At 37.7% G+C, this 20,556-nt stretch carries 20 protein-coding genes; 8 read left to right on the top strand and 12 right to left on the bottom strand.

The features are described from left to right. Nucleotides 1-284 precede the first annotated feature (284 nt). Nucleotides 285-1,568: a uracil-xanthine permease family protein gene (locus BQ2679_RS05275; RefSeq protein ID WP_075567026.1), complete on the top strand. Its 1,284-nt coding sequence runs from the start codon at nt 285-287 to the stop codon at nt 1,566-1,568. 77 nt (nt 1,569-1,645) lie between these two features. Here the strand turns inward: BQ2679_RS05275 and BQ2679_RS05270 are convergent, their stop codons facing one another. The 5 genes from BQ2679_RS05270 to BQ2679_RS05250 all read right to left on the bottom strand — a co-directional run bounded on the left by BQ2679_RS05270 (nt 1,646) and on the right by BQ2679_RS05250 (nt 7,428). Then, nucleotides 1,646-2,557, bottom strand: a complete 912-nt coding sequence (locus BQ2679_RS05270) for a DMT family transporter (RefSeq protein WP_075567025.1) — start codon at nt 2,555-2,557, stop codon at nt 1,646-1,648. Between the two features lie 9 nt (nt 2,558-2,566). Continuing rightward, a complete protein-coding gene (locus tag BQ2679_RS05265) occupies nt 2,567-3,499 on the bottom strand; it encodes a serine hydrolase domain-containing protein (RefSeq protein ID WP_075567023.1) in 933 nt (310 codons plus the stop codon). Further along, nucleotides 3,496-4,221, bottom strand: a complete 726-nt coding sequence (locus tag BQ2679_RS05260; RefSeq protein WP_075567021.1) for a CppA N-terminal domain-containing protein — start codon at nt 4,219-4,221, stop codon at nt 3,496-3,498. The genes BQ2679_RS05265 and BQ2679_RS05260 overlap by 4 nt, the downstream gene beginning before the upstream one ends. A 149-nt stretch (nt 4,222-4,370) precedes the next feature. Then, the gene (locus tag BQ2679_RS05255) at nt 4,371-5,189 is read right to left on the bottom strand and encodes an endonuclease/exonuclease/phosphatase family protein (RefSeq protein WP_075567018.1); all 819 of its coding nucleotides are present in this window, start codon (nt 5,187-5,189) and stop codon (nt 4,371-4,373) included. Nucleotides 5,190-5,241: 52 nt separating this feature from the next. After that, nucleotides 5,242-7,428: a PTS transporter subunit IIBC gene (locus BQ2679_RS05250; RefSeq protein WP_142324047.1), complete on the bottom strand. Its 2,187-nt coding sequence runs from the start codon at nt 7,426-7,428 to the stop codon at nt 5,242-5,244. Nucleotides 7,429-7,617: 189 nt separating this feature from the next. Between BQ2679_RS05250 and mnmL the strand changes: the two genes are divergently transcribed. The 7 genes from mnmL to BQ2679_RS05215 all read left to right on the top strand — a co-directional run bounded on the left by mnmL (nt 7,618) and on the right by BQ2679_RS05215 (nt 14,556). Further along, entirely contained in the window at nt 7,618-8,574 is a 957-nt protein-coding gene (mnmL, locus tag BQ2679_RS05245; protein ID WP_142324075.1) for a tRNA modification radical SAM protein MnmL/YtqA, read from the top strand. Further along, nucleotides 8,558-9,115, top strand: coding sequence for a tRNA 5-(aminomethyl)-2-thiouridylate-methyltransferase MnmM (gene mnmM, locus BQ2679_RS05240; protein ID WP_075567013.1), 558 nt, complete (start codon nt 8,558-8,560; stop codon nt 9,113-9,115). The genes mnmL and mnmM overlap by 17 nt, the downstream gene beginning before the upstream one ends. Next, a complete protein-coding gene (locus BQ2679_RS05235; protein WP_075567011.1) occupies nt 9,108-9,362 on the top strand; it encodes a hypothetical protein in 255 nt (84 codons plus the stop codon). Before mnmM ends, BQ2679_RS05235 begins: the two co-directional genes overlap by 8 nt. Nucleotides 9,363-9,373: 11 nt before the next feature. Further along, a complete protein-coding gene (locus BQ2679_RS05230; protein ID WP_075567009.1) occupies nt 9,374-11,428 on the top strand; it encodes a cation:proton antiporter in 2,055 nt (684 codons plus the stop codon). Nucleotides 11,429-11,467: 39 nt separating this feature from the next. Next, the gene (locus BQ2679_RS05225; protein ID WP_075567007.1) at nt 11,468-12,328 is read left to right on the top strand and encodes a YihY/virulence factor BrkB family protein; all 861 of its coding nucleotides are present in this window, start codon (nt 11,468-11,470) and stop codon (nt 12,326-12,328) included. Between the two features lie 114 nt (nt 12,329-12,442). Next, nucleotides 12,443-12,796 (top strand): DUF3397 domain-containing protein, encoded by a 354-nt coding sequence (locus BQ2679_RS05220; RefSeq protein ID WP_075567005.1) that lies wholly within the window; start codon nt 12,443-12,445, stop codon nt 12,794-12,796. Nucleotides 12,797-12,918: 122 nt separating this feature from the next. Continuing rightward, entirely contained in the window at nt 12,919-14,556 is a 1,638-nt protein-coding gene (locus tag BQ2679_RS05215; RefSeq protein WP_075567003.1) for an N-acetylmuramoyl-L-alanine amidase, read from the top strand. Between the two features lie 40 nt (nt 14,557-14,596). Here BQ2679_RS05215 and BQ2679_RS05210 read toward each other — a convergent pair whose 3' ends face one another. From BQ2679_RS05210 to BQ2679_RS05175, 7 genes are all read right to left on the bottom strand, one after another. Further along, entirely contained in the window at nt 14,597-14,902 is a 306-nt protein-coding gene (locus tag BQ2679_RS05210; RefSeq protein WP_075567000.1) for a hypothetical protein, read from the bottom strand. A 182-nt stretch (nt 14,903-15,084) separates the two neighbouring features. After that, complete coding sequence (locus BQ2679_RS05205; RefSeq protein ID WP_070677909.1) at nt 15,085-15,870, bottom strand: ABC transporter permease; 786 nt, start codon at nt 15,868-15,870, stop codon at nt 15,085-15,087. A gap of 1 nt (nt 15,871) precedes the next feature. Beyond that, a complete protein-coding gene (locus tag BQ2679_RS05200; protein ID WP_075566996.1) occupies nt 15,872-16,690 on the bottom strand; it encodes an ABC transporter permease in 819 nt (272 codons plus the stop codon). A gap of 1 nt (nt 16,691) precedes the next feature. Beyond that, nucleotides 16,692-17,684 (bottom strand): ABC transporter ATP-binding protein, encoded by a 993-nt coding sequence (locus BQ2679_RS05195; RefSeq protein WP_075566995.1) that lies wholly within the window; start codon nt 17,682-17,684, stop codon nt 16,692-16,694. Between the two features lie 313 nt (nt 17,685-17,997). Next, nucleotides 17,998-18,543 (bottom strand): histidine phosphatase family protein, encoded by a 546-nt coding sequence (locus BQ2679_RS05185; RefSeq protein WP_075566993.1) that lies wholly within the window; start codon nt 18,541-18,543, stop codon nt 17,998-18,000. 55 nt (nt 18,544-18,598) lie between these two features. Beyond that, nucleotides 18,599-19,528, bottom strand: a complete 930-nt coding sequence (locus BQ2679_RS05180; RefSeq protein ID WP_075568055.1) for an alpha/beta fold hydrolase — start codon at nt 19,526-19,528, stop codon at nt 18,599-18,601. Nucleotides 19,529-19,657: 129 nt separating this feature from the next. Further along, nucleotides 19,658-20,539 (bottom strand): class II fructose-bisphosphate aldolase, encoded by an 882-nt coding sequence (locus BQ2679_RS05175; RefSeq protein ID WP_075566991.1) that lies wholly within the window; start codon nt 20,537-20,539, stop codon nt 19,658-19,660. Nucleotides 20,540-20,556: the final 17 nt, after the last annotated feature.

Genomic DNA, 20,556 nt, shown 5'->3' with positions numbered 1-20,556 from the left:
TATACCTCGCGTCTTTATTTCCTTACTCGGGAAAAATGATTTACAAAATCATGCCTCGCTTTTTTGTTTCTTGGCTCGGGAAAAAATGATTTACAAAATCATTTTTTTCTGCTATACTATCACAAGCAAAGGTTTTTAATGTCATCCCGTGAGGTGACGAAGACGCAGATATATATGAAATTTTTTAAATATTGGGATAACCATGTTTTAAAGATGTCTTACTCTGAGAGCCTATTGCTGTAAAATAATGGGCTCTTTTTTGATGCCCAAAAAGTGAGGTATTTATGAAACAAGAATCAACAGTTGATTTGTTACTCGACGTTGACCAACGTCCTTCTTTTGGTAAGGGAATTCTACTTAGCTTCCAGCATGTGTTTGCAATGTTTGGTGCTACCATCTTGGTGCCACTGATTTTGGGAATGCCTGTATCTGTTGCCCTGTTTGCATCAGGTGTCGGAACACTGATTTACATGGTATGTACTGGCTTTAAAGTTCCGGTTTATCTCGGTTCTTCTTTTGCCTTCATCACTGCAATGTCTCTTGCTATGAAGGAAATGGGTGGCGATGTTTCTGCTGCTCAAACAGGGGTTATCTTAACTGGTTTAATCTACGTTCTTGTTTCAACTAGCATCCGCTTTGCTGGTACAAAATGGATTGATAAACTTTTACCACCAATCGTTATCGGACCTATGATTATCGTAATTGGTCTTGGTCTTGCAGGTTCAGCTGTAACAAATGCTGGTCTTGTTGCTGATGGCAACTGGAAAAATGCTCTTGTAGCAGTTGTTACCTTCCTCATCGCTGCCTTTATCAATACAAAAGGAAAAGGATTCCTTCGTATCATTCCTTTCTTATTTGCCATTATCGGTGGATATATCTTTGCAGTCTTTCTTGGTCTAGTAGACTTCACACCTGTTCTTCAAGCTAACTGGTTCGAAATTCCAGGCTTCTACCTACCATTTAGCACAGGTGGTGCCTTCAAAGAATATAACCTTTACTTCGGCCCAGAGACAATCGCAATCTTACCAATCGCGATCGTAACAATCTCAGAACATATTGGAGACCACACGGTCTTGAGCCAAATCTGTGGCCGTCAATTCTTGAAAGAACCAGGTCTTCACCGTACCCTTCTTGGTGACGGTATCGCAACATCTGTATCTGCCTTCCTTGGTGGTCCTGCTAATACTACCTACGGTGAAAATACAGGGGTGATCGGTATGACTCGTATCGCTTCTGTCTCAGTTATCCGTAACGCAGCCTTTATCGCAATTGCCCTCAGCTTCCTTGGTAAATTCACTTCTTTGATTTCTACAATCCCTAGCGCCGTACTTGGTGGTATGTCAATCCTTCTTTATGGGGTTATCGCCAGCAACGGTTTGAAAGTTTTGATCAAGGAACGTGTAGACTTTGGTCAAATGCGTAACCTTATCATAGCAAGTGCAATGCTCGTGCTTGGACTTGGTGGAGCAATCCTTAAACTTGGTCCAGTTACCCTTTCAGGTACTGCCCTATCAGCAATGACAGGTATCATTTTGAACTTGATTTTGCCATACGAAAATAAAGACTAATGTAAAAAAATAAAATCCACTCAAGAGAGTGGATTTTTTATATTCAATACTAATTTTTTGATAAGATAACATAACCTCTACGCTGATTGCTTTCTCTTTTCTAGGATTAAATCTTTCAATGAAATAATAGTTACCGCTAATAAAATCATTGCCATTCCAATAAAATCAATAGGATAGAAAATATCTCCCATTATCATGAAAGCAAAGAAGACAGCAGATATTGGCTCAATAGAGGCTAAGAGACTAGATTTGACTGGCCCAACCATACTTGCCCCCTTAAGAAAGGCCGTGTAAGCAAATACAGTACCGATGAGAATAATTCCAGTAAATGCTAAGAAGATATCAAAAGACATAGGTAGACTAGTACCGATAATCCCAGTAAATGGCACTGCTACAAAACCAGAGATGGTCATACCGACACCAATAACCAGAATACTCCCCCATTTTTGAATGAGCTTAATGGGTAAAATGATATAAAGACCATAGGTTAAAGCAGAGAACAAACCCCAAAAGAGACCTGCTGGTGTCATAGAAAGCTGATCCATTTGACCGTGAGTCGCAATTAAAAAGGTTCCACCTATAGCCAAAAACATAGAAAGGATTTCTGCTATAGTAGGTGCTACCTTATCCTTTATACATGTGTAAGCCAAGATTCCAACAGGACAGACATACTGAAGAACCGTCGCTGTACCTGCATTTATCTCTTGAATGGCTGATAGATAAGCCAATTGATTTAGAAAGAGACCAAATAAAGAAAATAGCAAGAGAGAAAACAGACTCGATTTATCTTTTAAAAAAGCTAAAAATTGCTCTTTGGACTTAATATACGATAAAAGAACTAAGAGGAGACCTGCGATTATTAAACGGATATTAGTTAGGACTAGAGCTGATATTCCGTGAGCCATCAGGTACTGACCACTGATCCCAGATAAGCCCCAAGCGATACCAGCAACTACTGTAAAAAGAGTTCCTTTAAGAGCTTTTGACATACTTCCTCCCTAGTCTGCTTCACGAATTAGGTCCATGACCTGATTACGGTCCATGATCCACTGCGCACGCTCGTCTTTTTCGTAGGTTCTATTGGACAAGAAAATCGCAGCTTCCTGCTTCTTACGATTCCACATGATAAAGGTTCCAGTATAGCCTGTATGGTCTAGCCAATCGCCTTCAAGATTCCAGGCCAAAGAGCGTTCCTTATCACTCAAATCTGAAAAATTCTGGCTTAATCCGTCAGCAAAATCATCCTGTAAATAATGCTCAAGGAAGATTTTTAAATCTTTTACGGTAGAAAACAAGCCTGCACTCCCAGCATGTCTACCTAATAAACGAGCTTTGGGATCATGTACCACTCCTGCTTTCTGTCCCCGAACTGTAGGAACTGCACTGCTAACTGGTCCAAACTGAGTTTCCTTCATCTTCCATGGATCGAAAACTTGCTCTTGTAAAATCTGATCTAAGTCTTTTTCAAAGTAGTTCTCTATGAGAAAACCGAGTAAGAGAAAGTGCACATCCGAGTATAGAAAAGCCCTCTTCTCTCGTCGATTCAAATAAAACATAGCTTCTTTCAATTCTTCTGCATTCAACCGGTCTCTATTGATAATAAACGGGTCCAAGTCCGTAAAATGTGTGAGGAGTTGACGAATGGTGATGTCTGGATAATCCGCCTCTGGAAGATAGGTCTTTATGGATTGATCGAGCTCAATCTTGCCTTGCTTCCACAAGAAGGTTAAGACAGTTCCAACTCCGACGACTTTGCTCACACTTGCCAAATCATAGACTAAACCTTGACAAGTCTGCTCTCCAATTTCTGGATTTGCTTCTCCGAGGTAGCAATCAGACCATTCACCATCCCGATAATACGCAAAAGAGGCACCAGGATAAATCCCTGCCTCAATTTGTTGCTCTATTTTTTGAATGATTTCTTGTTTCATACTTCCTCAAACCACAATTCAATATTGTTAGTGTCTGTTGTCAAAAAGAACTTCTCAGACTTTGGAACAAAGTATCCTACTGACTCAAATTTCTGACAAAGACTTGGAATATCAAATTTTTCTACTTGAAACTTCAGCATAGACAAATCCCAAGTAAGAGAATTTTCAACCAATAAATCCTCACCCTGACCTTGTTTAAATATCAATTTCTTATCTGTTTCTACATCTTCAACTAAACTCTTAATTTGGTTTGGCAAGTGAATTTCTGTTGAAATTTCAAATTCTGACAAGTAGATCATACTATCATTTTTAGAAAAATTCACTTCCTCTTCAAGCTTTTTTAATTCATTTACATCATCTTCTGCATGAAGAAGGATAAGGTAATCTTGAGGTGAATGAATTTCAAAGGCATAGCCTTTTTTTCCTTTAAATAGTTTAGGTAAAGTTTCCATACGAGCGAGTAGAGCTTCAATCTCTGAAGGATTTTTTACTTTGACGATTAACTTAGCTAATTTCTTAGTCCCTTCGACCTTACGGGTTCTCATACTTGGCGATTCTTCTAAAACAAGTTTTTCAAGACCTGATTGGTCCCCTAACGATAGGAAAGCTGATTCTTCCAATAAAGGTTTCATCCCTAAAGTATTTACATAAAACACTTCATTTAGATTTCGATTATTTACTTTTAGCGTTGGGATAATACGCACAGTTTGATTTACATTCATAAATTCCTCCAACACTTTTTATTTTAAAGGATTTTATTCTATTTTACAAGTTATACAATCAAAAACTTTACCTATATTAATAACATTAACAAGCAAACTCCCCTCAAAAAAATGAGGGGAGTTAATCTATTTTTAGGATATTTTGGACTTTAATCTTTCCAAATAAGTTCTGTTTTTAGACCATAATGGTCACTGACTTGTGGACTATTTTGTCCATCAAAGACTACATGTAAGTATTTAACTTGTAAATCTTTTGTCGTAAACACATAGTCAATTCGAAGAGGTTCTGAATTTCCTTTCCAGCCATCGATTTCAGGTGGGACTGTATAGCTACCGCTTCTTTCTTGAGCAGCTTCATAGGCATCTTGTAGTGATAAGGAACTTGCAAGAATGGTCTGATAACCTTCTTGCCCAGCTGGATTATTAAAATCACCTGCTAGTAAAAGTGGTTTATTTAAATCAGTTAAGACTGATTCAAATCGAGCCCACTCCTCTTGAAAGCCTTTATCCCACCATGATAGGTGCACACTTGCAACTGCAAGATCTTTCCCATCTACCGTTGTTTCTACTAAGGCTACTCTGCGAGTATGATAGTCTGTAGGATCATCGACATCTGAAACTAAAATTTCTCGTGCTTGGATTTGGTTTTTAGAAAGTATTCCAACACCTTCATGATATCGATCATAGCCAATATGGTTGTAGGCCCAAGTCCAATAGTATTCTCTACCAGCTTTCTTCAACTCTTGGACCAAAAGATAGATATAATGATCTTGATGAATTGGCTCAGCTGATGGTAGGGGATGATAAAGTTCATCTGTTTCGACAAGAATTGAACTTATTTCTTGGTTAATCTCTTGAAAACAAATCAGATCGTAGTCTTGTTCAAAAATGTCTTGAAGTAAAAGTCGGAATTTTTCTTGGGGATCTTTTTCCATCCAACTATGGGTATTTAGTGTTAAAAATTTCATACTTTTCTCCTATAAACAAGAGGTTGGAAAAACATTTCCAACCCCTGTCATATTACAATTCAACTTTGGCAACTAATGTTTTAGCTGCAAGTGAACCTGTTTGTTCTAGTTTAACTGACTTGATAGCATCTGCATTTGTAAATACAACGATTGTAGATGTTTCACGACCAGCTTCACGAATCGCATTTAGATCTGCTTCAACCAAGAGGTCTCCAGCAGCAACTGTTTGACCTTCTGAAACTTTTACTTCGAATGGTTTACCTTCAAGGCTAACAGTATCAAGACCGATGTGAACAAGAACTTCAAGACCAGATTTAGTCGTAATACCAAGAGCGTGTTTAGTTGGGAAAACACTTGAAACAGTACCAGCTACTGGAGAAAGGATATGTCCATTAGATGGTTCAACTGCGAATCCGTCACCCATCATTTTTTGAGAGAAAACAGGATCCTTAACTTGTTCTAATTCAACTACTTGACCGTCAGCAACAGAGTATACTTCTTCTGTCACACCCTTGAATTCTACTTCAGCTTTTTGAACTTCAGTCATTTGGTGTGGAAGTGTTTCTGGAATGACTTGACCTGAATCAAGAATATCTTGGATATCTGATTTAAGAACGTCAGCTTTTGGTCCGTAGATAGCTTGAACTCCTTGTCCTTTCATGACAAGCCCCATAGCTCCTTCTGCTTTCCATTGTGCTTCAGAACCAACTTTTTCAGCATCTTTTACTGTAACACGTAGACGAGTCATACAAGCATCAACATCGACGATATTAGCACGTCCACCAAGAAGATTGATAATATTTACAGCTTGAGAAGCTGCAGCAACTTGCCCTTCTCCGTTAGATCCTTCTTCAGTAGCACCTTCAGCTGTTTCGTAATTTCCATTACGTCCTGGAGTTGCATAGTTGAATTTTTGAATCATGAAGTTAGCAATGAAGTACATGATAACTGCAAAGAGGACAGTTACCCAAACAAAGTTAATGATATCCATTCCAAGACCTGCGTTAACAGCCAGTGGAGTACGAGTCAAGAATTCGATAGAACCGAATGAGTGCATACGTAGATTTACTACGTCAGCCATAGCAAAGGCAGCACCTTGAACTAGTGAGTAGACAAGGTAAAGAGGTGTTGCAACGAACATGAACATATATTCAATCGGCTCAGTAACACCAGTCAAGAAAGTTGCAAGAGCTGTCGCAATCATCATTCCTTTGTATTGGTGTTTCTTGTCTGCTTCAACATTACGGTAAATCGCAGCAGCCACACCCATCAAAATACCGAACGAACCAATCATTTGTCCAACTTTGAAACGAGCTGGATGTACTGTATCTAACAAGTGTTGGTATTGACCTGCGTCAGTACCTTTAAGGTTTACAAGGTCAGTTACCCATGCAAGCCAAAGTGGATCTTGACCAAATACTTGGCTACCTTTTGCTGCACCAGTTAAGACATCATATGTACCACCAAGAGCTGTATAGTTCATTGGGATAGTCAACATGTGGTGAAGTCCAAATGGCAAGAGCAAGCGTTCCAAAGTACCATACAAAAATGGTGCTAGAACTGGAGCTGTTTCTTGAGAGTTAGCAATCCAGATACCAAAGCTATTAATACCTGTTTGAACAAGTGGCCAGAAAATTGAAAGAAGAATTGCAGCAATTACTGAACGAAGAATAACTACGAATGGTACAAAACGTTTTCCGTTAAAGAATGAAAGTGCATCAGGAAGCTTACGGAAGTTGTAGTATTTATTAAAGGCAGTTGCCCCTATAAAACCAGAAATAATCCCTACGAAAACACCCATGTTAAGTGCTGGAGCTTCCATAACACTGATAAAGTAATCAGAAACTTTGATTGAACCACCCAATAGTGTTGAAACCATTGCATTTGGATCTTTCAGCATGTCTCCTGATACGCCAAAGATTGTACCAGTGATACGGTTGATTAAGATAAATGCTAGACCGGCAGCAAAAGCACCACCAGCACGTTCTTTAGCCCAGCTTCCTCCAATAGCGAGGGCGAACAAGATGTGAAGGTTAACGATAACTCCCCAACCGATTTGCTCTAGTACACCACCAGTAACAACAAGTGGTGCAGAGTTAGGGTTAATCATCACGAGCGACTTACCGATTGAAATCATCAATCCAGCCGCTGGCATAACAGCGATAACCACCATTAGAGCCTTACCGAATTTCTGCCAAAACTCGAAAGACAAGACATTTTTGAATGTATCTTTCATCATTCAAATCTCCTTTATATTTATTCGGCAAACGTTTTACGAAAACGTTTGCGCGTGTTTATGTTTTAATTTTACCACTTTTTATTTTTTTGTAAAGGCTTTTATAAAAAAAATTGAATTTTTTTATAAAAAGAGATTTTCAAAACTTTTATATACTAGCTGTTTTTGAGTTTATAAGTGATTTCTGATATAATATTAGCTATGAAATCCTATAATACCTTGAATGATTATTATCGAAATTTATTCGGAGAAAAAACTTTCAAAGTTCCTATCGATGCTGGATTTGATTGTCCCAATCGTGATGGTACAGTAGCTCATGGAGGTTGTACTTTTTGTACTGTTTCTGGATCTGGAGATGCTATCGTTGCACCTGACGCTCCTATTCGTGAGCAATTTTATAAAGAAATTGACTTTATGCACCGCAAATGGCCAGATGTAAAAAAATATCTAGTCTATTTCCAAAACTTTACCAATACCCATGAAAAATTGGAAGTTATTCGGGAACGGTATGAACAAGCTATTAATGAACCCGGTGTTGTTGGAATCAATATTGGTACACGACCAGATTGCCTGCCTGATGAGACTATCGAATACTTGGCAGAACTGTCAGAACGAATGCATGTGACTGTTGAATTGGGTTTACAGACTACTTTTGAAGAAACTTCTGACTTAATCAATCGTGCTCATTCTTATGAATTATATGTAGAGACGGTCAAACGATTGAGAAAATTCCCTAAAATTGAAATTGTAGCCCATCTCATCAATGGCTTGCCTGGGGAAACCCATGAAATGATGGTGGAAAATGTCTGCCGTTGTGTAACTGATAATGATATTCAAGGGATTAAACTGCATCTACTCCACTTAATGACCAACACTAGGATGCAGCGTGATTATCACGAGGGTAGATTGCAACTGATGAGCCAAGAAGAGTATGTTAAAGTTATTTGTGATCAGTTAGAGATTATTCCCAAGCATATCGTCATCCATCGGATCACTGGAGATGCTCCTCGCCATATGTTGATTGGTCCCATGTGGAGTCTTAATAAATGGGAAGTTTTAAATAGTATCGAAACTGAAATGAGACGTCGAGGAAGTGTTCAAGGTTGTAAAGCAATAAAGCAGGAGTTTAACAATGAAAAAACCTCTTGAAATGGCACATGATTTTCTAACTCAAGTTATCATAAAAGATGATATCGTTGTTGATGCAACAATGGGGAATGGCCATGATACACTATTTCTAGCAAAATTAGCTAAACAAGTTTATGCCTTTGACATTCAAGAACAGGCATTAGAAAAAACAAATCAACGCTTGCAAGCAGCTGGCTTGACCAATGTGCAGTTAATATTGCAGGGACATGAAACTGTTGATCAGTTTGTGTCAGAGCTTAAGGCTGCTATTTTCAATCTGGGTTATCTTCCCTCTGCTGACAAATCTATTATCACACGACCTCACACTACCATAGAGGCTCTCGAGAAACTTTGTCACATGCTTGTAAGGGGCGGACGAATTGCCATCATGATTTATTATGGTCATGAAGGTGGTGATCTTGAAAAAGATGCTGTACTGAATTATGTTAGTCAGTTACCCCAACAAGAATATACCGCTACAATTTATCGAACTCTCAACCAAGTTAATAATCCACCGTTTTTAGTGATGATTGAAAAATTAGAAAGGTATCGACATGGATAAACAATACCTGCGAGACAAAATAGAGGCCATGCGCCATAACTTCGTTGAATCAACTGAGCATGAGCGAGCTATTGGGATTTTGGATGAAGCTCGAATGACTAAGAAAATGCTTAAAATCAAGAAAAAACTCATTTCACTCGAAATGGAGCGATGTCAAAAAAAAATCGAGCATAAAGACTGCTCCCTAATCGATCAAAAAATCCAAGAACAAAAGGAACTTTTTGAAGCCTGTCGACAGCATAAATAGGAGGATCAAGTATGGACTTACTATTTTATCTCCTCATTTTTTTGCTAGTTCTCATCGTATCGAGTACTACCAATAAGCTATTTCCTTTTATACCAATGCCACTTATCCAGATTCTACTGGGTATTGTGGTAGGACTTTTTTTACCAAATAATCAGTATCACCTAGACACTGAGTTATTCCTAGCTCTTGTAATTGGCCCCCTCCTCTTTCGTGAAGCTCAAGAATCAGATATAACTTCTATCTTAAAACACTGGAGAATTGTACTCTACTTGATTTTTCCAGTTATCTTTATTTCAACTCTGAGTATAGGAGGACTTATACATGTCCTTTGGGTTAGCTTACCTTTGGCTGCCTGTGTTGCAGTTGGTGCTGCTTTAGGTCCTACTGACCTAGTCGCCTTCGCATCCCTTTCTCAACGCTTTTCCTTCCCAAAGCGGGTCTCTAATATCCTAAAAGGGGAAGGTCTTCTGAATGATGCTTCTGGATTAGTAGCTTTTCGAATGGCTCTTATCGCTTGGACAACAGGAACATTCTCCCTTACCCAAGCCGGAACTTCATTAGCCATTTCCATCGTTGGAGGTTTTGCAGTCGGCTTTATAACAGCCTTAATCAATCGCTTCCTTCATACCTTTCTTCTCAGCGTCCGTGCAACAGATATCGCAAGTGAGCTCTTATTGGAACTTAGTTTACCTCTCTTGACTTTTTTCATAGCCGAAGAAATTCATGTTTCTGGCATCATCGCCGTTGTTGTTGCTGGGATTCTGAAAGCCAGTCGTTTCAAGAAAATAAATCTCCTTGAAGCGCAAGTTGATACAGTTACTGAGACTGTTTGGCGCACTGTAACCTTTATGCTCAACGGTTCAGTCTTTGTCATTCTTGGAATGGAACTGGAAATGATCGCGGAACCAATTCTTAAGAGTGCTTTCTACAACAAAGTACTTCTCTTGCTCAGTGTTTTTCTCTTGACCTTCCTGCTTTTTGCTATCCGCTTTTTCATGATTTACGGTTTTTATGTATTTCGTATCAAAAGACTCCAAAAAAGTCTCCATAAGTATATGAAAGATATGCTACTGTTGACGTTTTCTGGTGTAAAGGGTACAGTTTCTATAGCAACAATCTTGCTCATTCCTACTAATTTAGAGCAAGAACATCCGCTACTTCTCTTTTTAGTCGCTGGTGTAACCTTACTCAGTTTTTTAACAGGCTTAGTTGTACTTCCACATTTATCCGAAGAACAAAAGACATCAACTGACCAACTTATGCATATCGCAATTTTAAACGCAGTTGCAGTCGAGTTAGAGAAGGATTTGAATAAAACAAAAAATAAAGTTCCACTCTATGCCGCTATCGATAACTACCATGGTCGAATAGAAAATCTTATTTTGAGTTTAGAAAACAAAGAAATTCAAGAAGACTGGGAAGCTCTCAAACTACTTATCCTTAGTATTGAGAGTGATAGTTTGGAACAAGCTTTTGAAGATGGCAAGATTGGTGAGAGAGGCTATCGTGTCTATCAACGTTATTTAAAAAATATGGAAAAAGGAATCAATCGAAACATTGCTTCCAGAATTACTTACTATTTCCTAGTATCATTGCGGATTATTCGTTTTATCATTCATGAGATATTAACATTTGGTAAAACCTTCCGTTCATGGAAAGATAAGAACAACCCTATACTTCAGGCCATTGATTATGATCAAATTGCTGATCTTTATCTAGCCAATACGGAAATCATTATTGAAAGTCTTGAAAATCTTAAGGGAATCTATAAGAGTACCTTGATTAGTTTCATGCAAGAATCAAGGCTACGTGAAACTGGTAATATCACTAGTGGTGCTTTTGTTGAACGAGTTATCAATAAGATAAAGCCAAACAATATTGATGAAATGCTTAGAGGTTACTATCTTGAACGAAAATGTATCTTTGAGTTTGAGGAACAAAAACTCATCTCAGCACAATATGCAAAAAAATTAAGGCAAAATGTCAACAATCTTGAAAGCTATTCTCTTAAAGAATCTGCTAATACATTGCCTTATGATATGATGGAGTTGGTAAGAAGAAATTAGGATTTTTCTTAAAAAATAAAACACTTTGGAGAGTATAAAATGAAAAAGTTGTGGATACACCTAACTGAAAGACCCTTAATAAAAGCTTTTTTATATTTTTATAAAGAGTCAGATAGTGAGTTAACTAGTGTAGCTGTCGCTTACTACTGGTTAATATCGATTTTTCCGCTAATCATGATAGCGGTCAACATCCTTCCCTATTTTCAAATCCCTATCTCCAATTTTTTAATTGCCCTTAAGGAATTTCTACCCGATTCTATGTTTGAAGTGATTGAAAAAATTGTTCGTGAAGTTCTTACGCAACCATCGACGGGATTACTTAGTTTTTCAGTTTTATCAGCTCTATGGACTTTTTCAAAATCAATGGATTTCCTTCAAAAGGCTTTCAATAAGGCATACGGTGTTGCAAAAAATCGAGGACTTATCAGTCATCAGCTTATGTCCTTACTCGTTAGTTTTGGATTACAAATCCTCTTTGCTTTAGCATTGTTCTTGAGTATTTTTGGCCAAATGCTCTTAAACTTTCTTAAGAACTATTGGCAATCTGATAGCATTTTGTTTGATTATTTACAGGATTTTACAGGTCCTATCATCTACATACTTCTGTTTGCCATCTTGGTCATGCTCTATTACTTCTTACCAAATGTAAAGGTAACTAGTATTCGTTACATTCTACCTGGTAGCATCTTTGTACTAGTGACACTTATGCTATTTTTGAATATCTTCTCAACATCTATAAACACATATGTTAATCATCTTGTCGATGTCCGTTTTTTCAGCTCTATTATCGTGGTTGTAATTATGTTTTGGTTTATTTTAATTGCCAAAATTCTCATCCTCGGGGCTGTTATCAATGCCAGTGTGCTAAGTCTTAAGGATCCGAGATATAAGATTCATTAGTTTTGTAAGAACATAAATAGCATTTTTAACTACTATTTTAAGACTGGATTTAAAAGGTTAATTAATCAAAGGACTAAGATTTCTTTTATCAAAACTTTATGATACAATAATGATATGATTTTAATAAAACTTGCTTCCGTTTTGCTTTTGGTTTTAACCATAGCTTTAGCTATTATTATTAGCAGATTTTTTAAACTAAAGACAAAAGGTATTAATTTTGCTGATTTAGCCTTTCCATTTTTAATTTTTGAATATTATTTAATTACTGCAAAGGCATTTACCCACAATTACCTCCCTGTACTTGGGATAGTTTTGTCCTTACTAGCAATTATTTTAGTCTTTTTCTTTCTTATCAAAAAACGTAGTTTTTACTATCCGAAGTTTATTAAATTCTTTTGGAGAGCCGGCTTTTTGGTTACTTTTCTTATTTATATCATCATGATAGTTCAAATCTTTTTGATGCCATAAACCTTCATTTCATGTATTTCATTTTGAAAAATAGAAACAAAGCACTTACTTTACAAGTGCTTTTCTGATATACTTAGTATGTTAAAGATTATTATAAAAAATTTAAATAGGAGAATAATTTAGTGAAAAAAACAATTGTGGCAAGTGCCATCACACTTTCAGTTTTAGGATTGACTAGTCCTGTTTTTGCTGAAGATTCTAAAATAGTAGAAACTACTATCAGGGATAAGGCAACTGAAGTTAAAGAAAAAATAGAACTGCCATCGAGTGAGGAACAAACAACAACTACAAACACTCCTCCTGCCAGCAAACCTAAAGAAGAAGCTAAAGTATCTGAGACAAAAAAGGATGGTTGGATACAAGAAGATAATCAGTGGCGCTTCTATGAAAATAATAAGCCCGTCACCAAATGGAAACAAATCCAAGGTAAATGGTACTACTTCGACAAAGATGGTAACCGTATTAGCAACACTACCTTTGATGGCTATGCATTTGACAATGATGGTGTTATGGCTAGTGGAGGTTGGATTAAGTTAACTGACAAATGGTACTACTCAAATTCTTCTGGTAAGATTTCTCAAGAAAAATGGGAAAAAATCGGAAATTCTTGGTACTACTTCGACAAAAATGGGATTATGTTGAGCAACACAATCTTTAATGGCTATCTTTTCTCAAATAGTGGTGCTATGGCCACTAATTCTTGGGTAAAGATTAACGAACAATGGTACTATGCTCAAGCATCTGGAAAACCAACCCAACTAAAATGGGAAAACATTGAAAATACTTGGTACTTCTTTAACTCTGAAGGTGCTATGGCCAGCAACCAATGGAAAGGAAACTATTTCCTTAAAGCAAGTGGAGCTATGGCTAATAAAGAGTGGATTTTCGACAAAACTTACAATAGCTGGTTCTATTTAAAAGCTGGTGGAACATATGCAGCAAATGAATGGATTGGTTCATATTATCTAAAATCTGGTGGTTTTATGGCCAAAAACGAATGGATTTATGATTCTTCTTATAAAGCATGGTACTACCTAAAAGATGATGGTGTCTATGTCACTGGAAATTATAAAATCAATGGAAAAACCCACCAATTCCAAAGTAACGGAAAATGGATTGCGGAACTTTCAGGAACTCCAGCATTTGAAAAAGGTAAGTATACCAAAGTTATTTTCATAGATCCAGGTCATGGTGGTCGAGACTCCGGTGCATTTTACTATAACATTGCTGAAAAAGACTTGAACATGCAAGTTTACAAAAAACTTCGTAAAGAACTGGAAGGACTTGGATACACTGTTCTAACTTCTCGTGAGAGCGATGTTTATGTTGATTTTGTAACTGAGCGTTCGAAAATGGTCAATAAGACCAATGCTGACATGTTTATTAGTATTCACTTCAATGCTACAAGTAATTCTGCTTCGAACGTCAGTGGTATTCAAACATATTCTTATGAACAAAACCCTGATTACCCTACAAAGATTAATTCTCAATGGCATAATCATCCAGACCGCATTAGTGAGAGCAACCGATTAGCAGCAGCTATCCATTCTTCACTTTTAGCTGAAACAGGTGCCAAAAATGCTGGACTACTGCATGGAAGTTTTGCTGTTCTTAGAGAAACTAATAAACCTGCTGTCTTACTTGAATTAGGATATATGAGTAACTTCGATGAGAATCAACGTATCCGCAATGATGCCTATCAAAATAAACTAGTTAAAGGTATCGTCAAAGGTATTCAACAATACTATGCTGGTAAATAAAGCAAAAAGCCCCGAGATAACTCGAGGCTTTTTTAATCTTTTAATTGTTAGTTTCTTGAAATAGAAATCCAATTCCCACGCAAGCCAGCACCCCTGCACCGATAACTAAACCACTTGAAAGTGGCAAGATGTCAAAAATAGCATTTGCAATGATAAAGGCAATAATCAAGCTCATGAGACTGGCCTTATAATCTTTTTTAACCAAATTCTCAAGAGTAAAGAATAAGAATAGACCTACTGGAAAAAGTGCCCAGATGTTAACATCCAAACTTGGCCATCCAACTAATCCAAAATACAAGACTGCTGCTGCAACGACTAAAAATCCGATACCTACTACTTTTTTCATGATATAACCTCATTTTCTATTTTGTTAGGAAGCTTAATCTCCCCTTGACAATTACTACTATAACAAAAATAAAAATCGCAAACAATAGGTTTTGCCTATCTGGTAGACATCGCAGACTATGTGGTCAGGATTTTATAAAATGGAAAAAAGAAGCCTGTCCTGAGACAAGGCTTTATTTATTTTTAAGAACCAGCACTTTCGTAGGCATCCAACCCCCTGTCCCAAAGTTTGAGGGAAATAACAAAGAAAACAAGGGAAATCAGAATCAAACCACCAATATTAAATAAGACATCCTTATCCTGCAAGAAATAGCTGGCAGGATAGTAGGCCGTAAAGGCGAAAGGCACAATAAAGCTAATTAACCAACGAAGGAGCGAATTGTAAATGGAAATCGGGTACTTAGCAAAATCATTAAACATATAGAAAATGTAAATCATGGCACCTGACTGCTTGGTCCAAAAAGCGATGCTGGCTGTTGCAATTTTCAAGGAAGTATAAATCAAGGTCGCAAAAGGAATACAAACTAGAAAAATCAGGAATTTTGGAAGAGTCCAAGCAATGCTAGTCGCCGTTGTCGCTAGTAAAATTCCACCGACCAAAAGTTCACCCAAGGCATCAATCTGAAAGGTCTCAACGAGGATATGGAAGAGAGGATTGATGGGTCGAGTAAGATACTTGTCAAACTCCCCTTTTCGAACTAGTCGTTGACCTAAAGCCCAGAGATTGTCAAAAAAGAGATGATCTAATCCCTTTGGAATTAAGGAAAATCCATAGATAAAGGCAATCTCTTGAAAGGTCCAACCTTCTAGCGAGGGGATGTGTTGAAAGAGTACATTAAGAAACAAGAGGTTCAGGCCTTGAGTCAGAAAGACTCCCAAGACACCAACCACAAAATCCACCTTGTATTCCATGATTTGCTTGATGTACTGTCTGATAAAAATCAGATGCATGCGTTGATATTTTTTCATCCTAACCTCCCTGAATGGTGATAAATGACTGGACTCGTTTCCAAATCAACTGAGACAAGCCCACCATCACTATAAGCCAGAAAAACTGAAGCAAAAGTGCTTGAAGAATCTGACTGGCATCGTATTTCCCAACAATAATCATGACCGGAGTGTAAATTAAGGATGAGAAAGGCAAGAAGGATAGAATATCTGAAACGATTTTCGGAAAAAAAGCCAAGGGAATTAAACTTCCAGACATAAAGGCCACTATTGAAGTCTTGAGTAGATTGGAACCCCATAAATTTTTAAATACAAAGGCTGAAAATCCAAAGCAGATATTAAAGAAAAAGTTAATCAGATAAGCCAGAGTTAAGCTAAAGAGATAAAGGACAGTTAATCCCAGCACTTCTACAATACCTTGCCCAGATAAGATTTTCATCAAAACAATAACACTTAAAAATGGCAATCCAACAGAGATAAAAATCAACCACTTGGACCCAAGCTCGGTGAAAAGGTAAGAGGCCGCAAAATGCACTGGTCTCAGCAAGCGCATGATAATGGAGCCATCCTTGACCTCCTCCCCAATCATAAAGGAGCTATCAGACCTTGTCAAAAGATTGGTCACAAAACTCATGATGATGTAGAGAGTGATATCTGCCATACTGAAGCCCTGAATCAAAGACTCTTGCGAAGAATCAAAGACAGCCTTCCAGAGATAAAAGGCCACAAAAGCCCCCATGACATCACCAATCCGATAGAGAATAAAGTTGACTCGATAGGTAATCAACTCCTGAATCCCCGCATTGATAAAGGGTTTATAACGTCTCCACAATTTGACCATCTTAGAGCTCCTTTCGGTAGAAGCGACGGATAATATCTTCAATATCCGTATCTACCATCTTCAAATCACGGACTTCAAAATCAGATAAGGTTTGCTTGATAATATCAGCTGACTGGTAGCGGGAACTATCAAATTCAATAGACAGGTTGTTTCCTTGTCTATCAATGGACATATCCGAAAAACCTTCATAGTGAGAAAGGAGATGACTTTGACCTGGTAGTAGTTCAAAGGAAAGAGTCTTCATCTTGCCAAAGGTCTCCTTGAGCTGGCTAACCGTTCCATCAAAAATCTCTTGCCCCTTGTCAATCATAAAAATCCGATCACAGAGTTGCTCAATATCACCCAAATCATGAGTAGTCAAGAGAATAGTTGTCTTTTCCTCTTGATTGATCTGACTAATTGCCCGACGAATGTTATCCTTGACCGAAACGTCCAAACCAATGGTCGGCTCATCTAAAAAGAGAACTTTGGGATTGTGAAGCAAGGAAGCTGCAATATCCGCACGCATCCGTTGCCCAAGTGAAAGAGTTCGCACGGGGTCCTTGATAAAATCCTTCAAATCCAAAACTTCATTCAAAAAGTCCATGCGCTTATGGAAAAGCGAGTCCGGTACATCGTAAATTTCCTTCAAGACCGTGTAGGTCTCTTGCAGTGCCAAATCCCACCATAGCTGGGTGCGTTGTCCGAAAACGACTCCAATATCCTTGACATAATCTTGGCGATTGTCCTGGGGAATCTTGCCGTTAATCCGACAATAGCCAGATGTGGGCTTCAAAATTCCTGTCAGCATTTTGATAGTTGTCGACTTCCCAGCACCATTTGCCCCGATAAATCCTAAAATCTGCCCTTTTGGAACTTCAAAGGTTAAATCCTTGACCGCTTCAAAGGTCTGCTTTTCAGGATGAATAAAGGAGCGCAAAGCTCCCTTCAAGCCCGGTTCCTTAACAGTCTTCACAAAATTTTTCTGAAGATGTTGCACTTCTATCATTGCCATATCTATCTCCTTATCGTAAGAAACAACATTGTCTTTTTGACTACAAATATTCTAAATCCTTACTTTCTACACCTTCTCAATATTATTACAGAAGGATTTATACCAACCTATTATAGTCCAATAAAAAAAAGAATGCAAGCGTTTGCTTATAGATTATGAAATTAGATATTTCTCTCTTAAAATAATGCTTTTAATCAAAAATTCTGTTAAATAGTTTCCTTAAGACACCAAAAAACCTGCCATTAGGGGCAGGCTACGAATTGTAAAAAGGCAAACTATTTTGATCAATATGAATTACTATTTAATCAAAGAACTAATCTTTCATAATTCTTTTCACAATCCCATTTCTATCAACTAGAAAGCAATCTGGAAAGGTCATCTGTTCCCATTTTTTATAATCAAAACTTGAATCAAAATGATTGATTAAGATTCCTAGCAAATTTCCATGAGAACTCAGTAAAATGGTTTTATCTGAATACCTTTCTTCCAAGTCCGCAAATAAATCTAAAATTCTATTTAATGCTTCTCGATTGGACTCGCCTCCAATGAGAGATTTATCTGGGTTTTGCCATAAATATTGAATTGTTTTTTCAAACTCAGTATCTTCAATAAATCTTGAGGATAATTTTCTTTCACGTAAACGATTATCAAGTACTATCTTATCAAATTGAACGGGAGAACTATTTACTGTCTCAAAAGCTCGCTTATAAGGGCTTGAAATAAAGTAATCTATTTTACAAGCATTTAAAAACTCCAACTGTTCAAGAGAAGAAAATCCTTTTTCCGATAATGTTCTATTAAAATCATCACTCGAGAATCTTGAATGAGCATGTCTAAGTAAAATAAAAGTGTTCTTCATAAAATGTCACCTCTCAATTATTGGCATCAGTTCAAAATATCTTTCTAAATAACAGTTACTTTGTTAAAAAATCTTCAGTCTGAGAAACTATTTCATGACTTTGATAATGATAAAGTTCGTGAGGCACATCCATATAGATGACTTGAACATTAGACTGGCCACTAGCAAATGTCTCTGCATAATGCTGCCATTCTGATTGGCTAAAGGTCGTGCCTTCACCGTTAGAAACCAGTAATAAGGTGGGAATTTTCAGATTAATACTAGATGGAACTTTCTTGGCATTTTCCTTTGCCAAACGGGATTCATGAAGCATGGCTTGTGACATCAACTGCTTATATGCTAGTAATTTATATTGTTGTCGTTCAGCTTCAGTCAGAGTTGGATTTTTTATATAGAAGGACTCAGGGAAATAGCGTAATAAGCCAATCTTACTGCTCCAATAGGCCACAGTAAGTAAGGCCTGATTTCCCTTTAAATCCTCATAACTTGCTGGTAATGCCCAATCCAGACCAACCAAGGCTTTCACTTCATCAGGATACTTTTCCTGCCAAGCCAGACTTTCAAGACTAGCCATTGAATGAGACAGAATGATAAAAGGTCCTGATATATTTGCTTGTGATATAGCTTGACGTGTCTCAGACAAAACTTCCATCACATCTCTGGAATAATTACTATCCTCGCTATAACCATAGCCAGCTCTCTCGACTACGACAATTTTATAATTCTTTGATAGGGAATCTGTTAGATTCTTAAAGTCTAATATAGGTGAAACAATACCAGCACCTGAAAGAAACACTATCGTCTCAGATCCTTCACCTTGAACATAAACATTCATTTGATGCCCATTGACAAGAACAGTTTTACCCATAGGAGTTAGAGAGGCTTGTTCCTTTTCTAAGCTGATACGATGAAAGATAAATGTCCCTACTAAAAATAAGATAAGGAAACTAAGAAAGACAAGGGCTGATTTTTTCAGTATTTTCATAGCATTATTGTACAAAAATTAGACTCTTTTAGCAACTTAGTATATAGTAGTCTTAAGTATATTCTCTATAAAAGCAACACAAAAAACCCACCTTTACAGGCGGGTTTCATTTTGTATTGTTCAGCTAGATTAAGCTTTACCTTCTGAACCGAATACGTCGATACGTTCTTCAACTGATGCTTGGATAGCTTTTACACCGTCAGCCAAGAATTTACGTGGGTCGAAGAGTTTCTTCTTGTCGTATTCTGCTTCGTTTGCTTCGTAGTCACGAGCAAATTTACGAGTTGCGTTAGCGAATGCGATTTGGCATTCAGTGTTAACGTTAACTTTAGCAACACCAAGTTTGATAGCTGCTTGGATTTGGTCATCAGGAATACCTGATCCACCGTGCAATACGATTGGGAAGCCTGGAAGAGCTTCTGTCAATTTTTGCAAGTGGTCAAGGTCAAGACCTTCCCAGTTTGCAGGGTAAGGACCGTGGATGTTACCGATACCAGCTGCCAAGAAGTCAATACCAGTTGCAACCATTGCTTTAGCGTCTTCGATTGGAGCCAATTCACCTTTACCGATGATTCCATCTTCTTCACCACCGATAGTACCAACTTCAGCTTCTACTGAGATACCTTTAGCGTGTGCTTTTTCAACAACTTCCTTAGCCAATTTAAGGTTTTCTTCAACTGGAAGGTGTGAACCGTCAAACATGATTGAAGTGTAACCAACTTCGATACACTCAAGTGCATCTTCGTAGTGACCGTGGTCAAGGTGGATAGCTACTGGTACAGTGATACCCATTGATTCAACAAGGTTAGCGATCAAGTTGCGAGCAACTTTGTAACCACCCATGTATTTAGCAGCACCCATTGAAGTTTGGATCAAAACTGGAGCTTTTTTAGCTTCTGCTGCGCGCAAGATAGCTTGAGTCCACTCAAGGTTGTTTGTGTTAAATCCACCAACTGCATAACCGTTGTCACGAGCTGCTTGGACAAATTTTTCTGCTGAAACGATTGCCATTTGTCAGGCCTCCTATA

Origin of the sequence: Streptococcus timonensis (assembly GCF_900095845.1) — a bacterium.
GTDB lineage: Bacteria > Bacillota > Bacilli > Lactobacillales > Streptococcaceae > Streptococcus > Streptococcus timonensis.
This window is presented reverse-complemented; position numbering and strand designations above follow the sequence as displayed.

What these genes read in the sequence shown, in the direction of transcription:
- BQ2679_RS05275 (WP_075567026.1), top strand. Translation starts at nt 285, where the DNA reads ATGAAACAAGAATCAACAGTTGATTTGTTACTCGACGTTGACCAACGT.
- BQ2679_RS05270 (WP_075567025.1), bottom strand. Translation starts at nt 2,557, where the DNA reads ATGTCAAAAGCTCTTAAAGGAACTCTTTTTACAGTAGTTGCTGGTATC.
- BQ2679_RS05265 (WP_075567023.1), bottom strand. Translation starts at nt 3,499, where the DNA reads ATGAAACAAGAAATCATTCAAAAAATAGAGCAACAAATTGAGGCAGGG.
- BQ2679_RS05260 (WP_075567021.1), bottom strand. Translation starts at nt 4,221, where the DNA reads ATGAATGTAAATCAAACTGTGCGTATTATCCCAACGCTAAAAGTAAAT.
- BQ2679_RS05255 (WP_075567018.1), bottom strand. Translation starts at nt 5,189, where the DNA reads ATGAAATTTTTAACACTAAATACCCATAGTTGGATGGAAAAAGATCCC.
- BQ2679_RS05250 (WP_142324047.1), bottom strand. Translation starts at nt 7,428, where the DNA reads ATGATGAAAGATACATTCAAAAATGTCTTGTCTTTCGAGTTTTGGCAG.
- mnmM (WP_075567013.1), top strand. Translation starts at nt 8,558, where the DNA reads ATGAAAAAACCTCTTGAAATGGCACATGATTTTCTAACTCAAGTTATC.
- BQ2679_RS05235 (WP_075567011.1), top strand. Translation starts at nt 9,108, where the DNA reads ATGGATAAACAATACCTGCGAGACAAAATAGAGGCCATGCGCCATAAC.
- BQ2679_RS05230 (WP_075567009.1), top strand. Translation starts at nt 9,374, where the DNA reads ATGGACTTACTATTTTATCTCCTCATTTTTTTGCTAGTTCTCATCGTA.
- BQ2679_RS05225 (WP_075567007.1), top strand. Translation starts at nt 11,468, where the DNA reads ATGAAAAAGTTGTGGATACACCTAACTGAAAGACCCTTAATAAAAGCT.
- BQ2679_RS05220 (WP_075567005.1), top strand. Translation starts at nt 12,443, where the DNA reads ATGATTTTAATAAAACTTGCTTCCGTTTTGCTTTTGGTTTTAACCATA.
- BQ2679_RS05210 (WP_075567000.1), bottom strand. Translation starts at nt 14,902, where the DNA reads ATGAAAAAAGTAGTAGGTATCGGATTTTTAGTCGTTGCAGCAGCAGTC.
- BQ2679_RS05205 (WP_070677909.1), bottom strand. Translation starts at nt 15,870, where the DNA reads ATGAAAAAATATCAACGCATGCATCTGATTTTTATCAGACAGTACATC.
- BQ2679_RS05200 (WP_075566996.1), bottom strand. Translation starts at nt 16,690, where the DNA reads ATGGTCAAATTGTGGAGACGTTATAAACCCTTTATCAATGCGGGGATT.
- BQ2679_RS05195 (WP_075566995.1), bottom strand. Translation starts at nt 17,684, where the DNA reads ATGGCAATGATAGAAGTGCAACATCTTCAGAAAAATTTTGTGAAGACT.
- BQ2679_RS05185 (WP_075566993.1), bottom strand. Translation starts at nt 18,543, where the DNA reads ATGAAGAACACTTTTATTTTACTTAGACATGCTCATTCAAGATTCTCG.
- BQ2679_RS05180 (WP_075568055.1), bottom strand. Translation starts at nt 19,528, where the DNA reads ATGAAAATACTGAAAAAATCAGCCCTTGTCTTTCTTAGTTTCCTTATC.
- BQ2679_RS05175 (WP_075566991.1), bottom strand. Translation starts at nt 20,539, where the DNA reads ATGGCAATCGTTTCAGCAGAAAAATTTGTCCAAGCAGCTCGTGACAAC.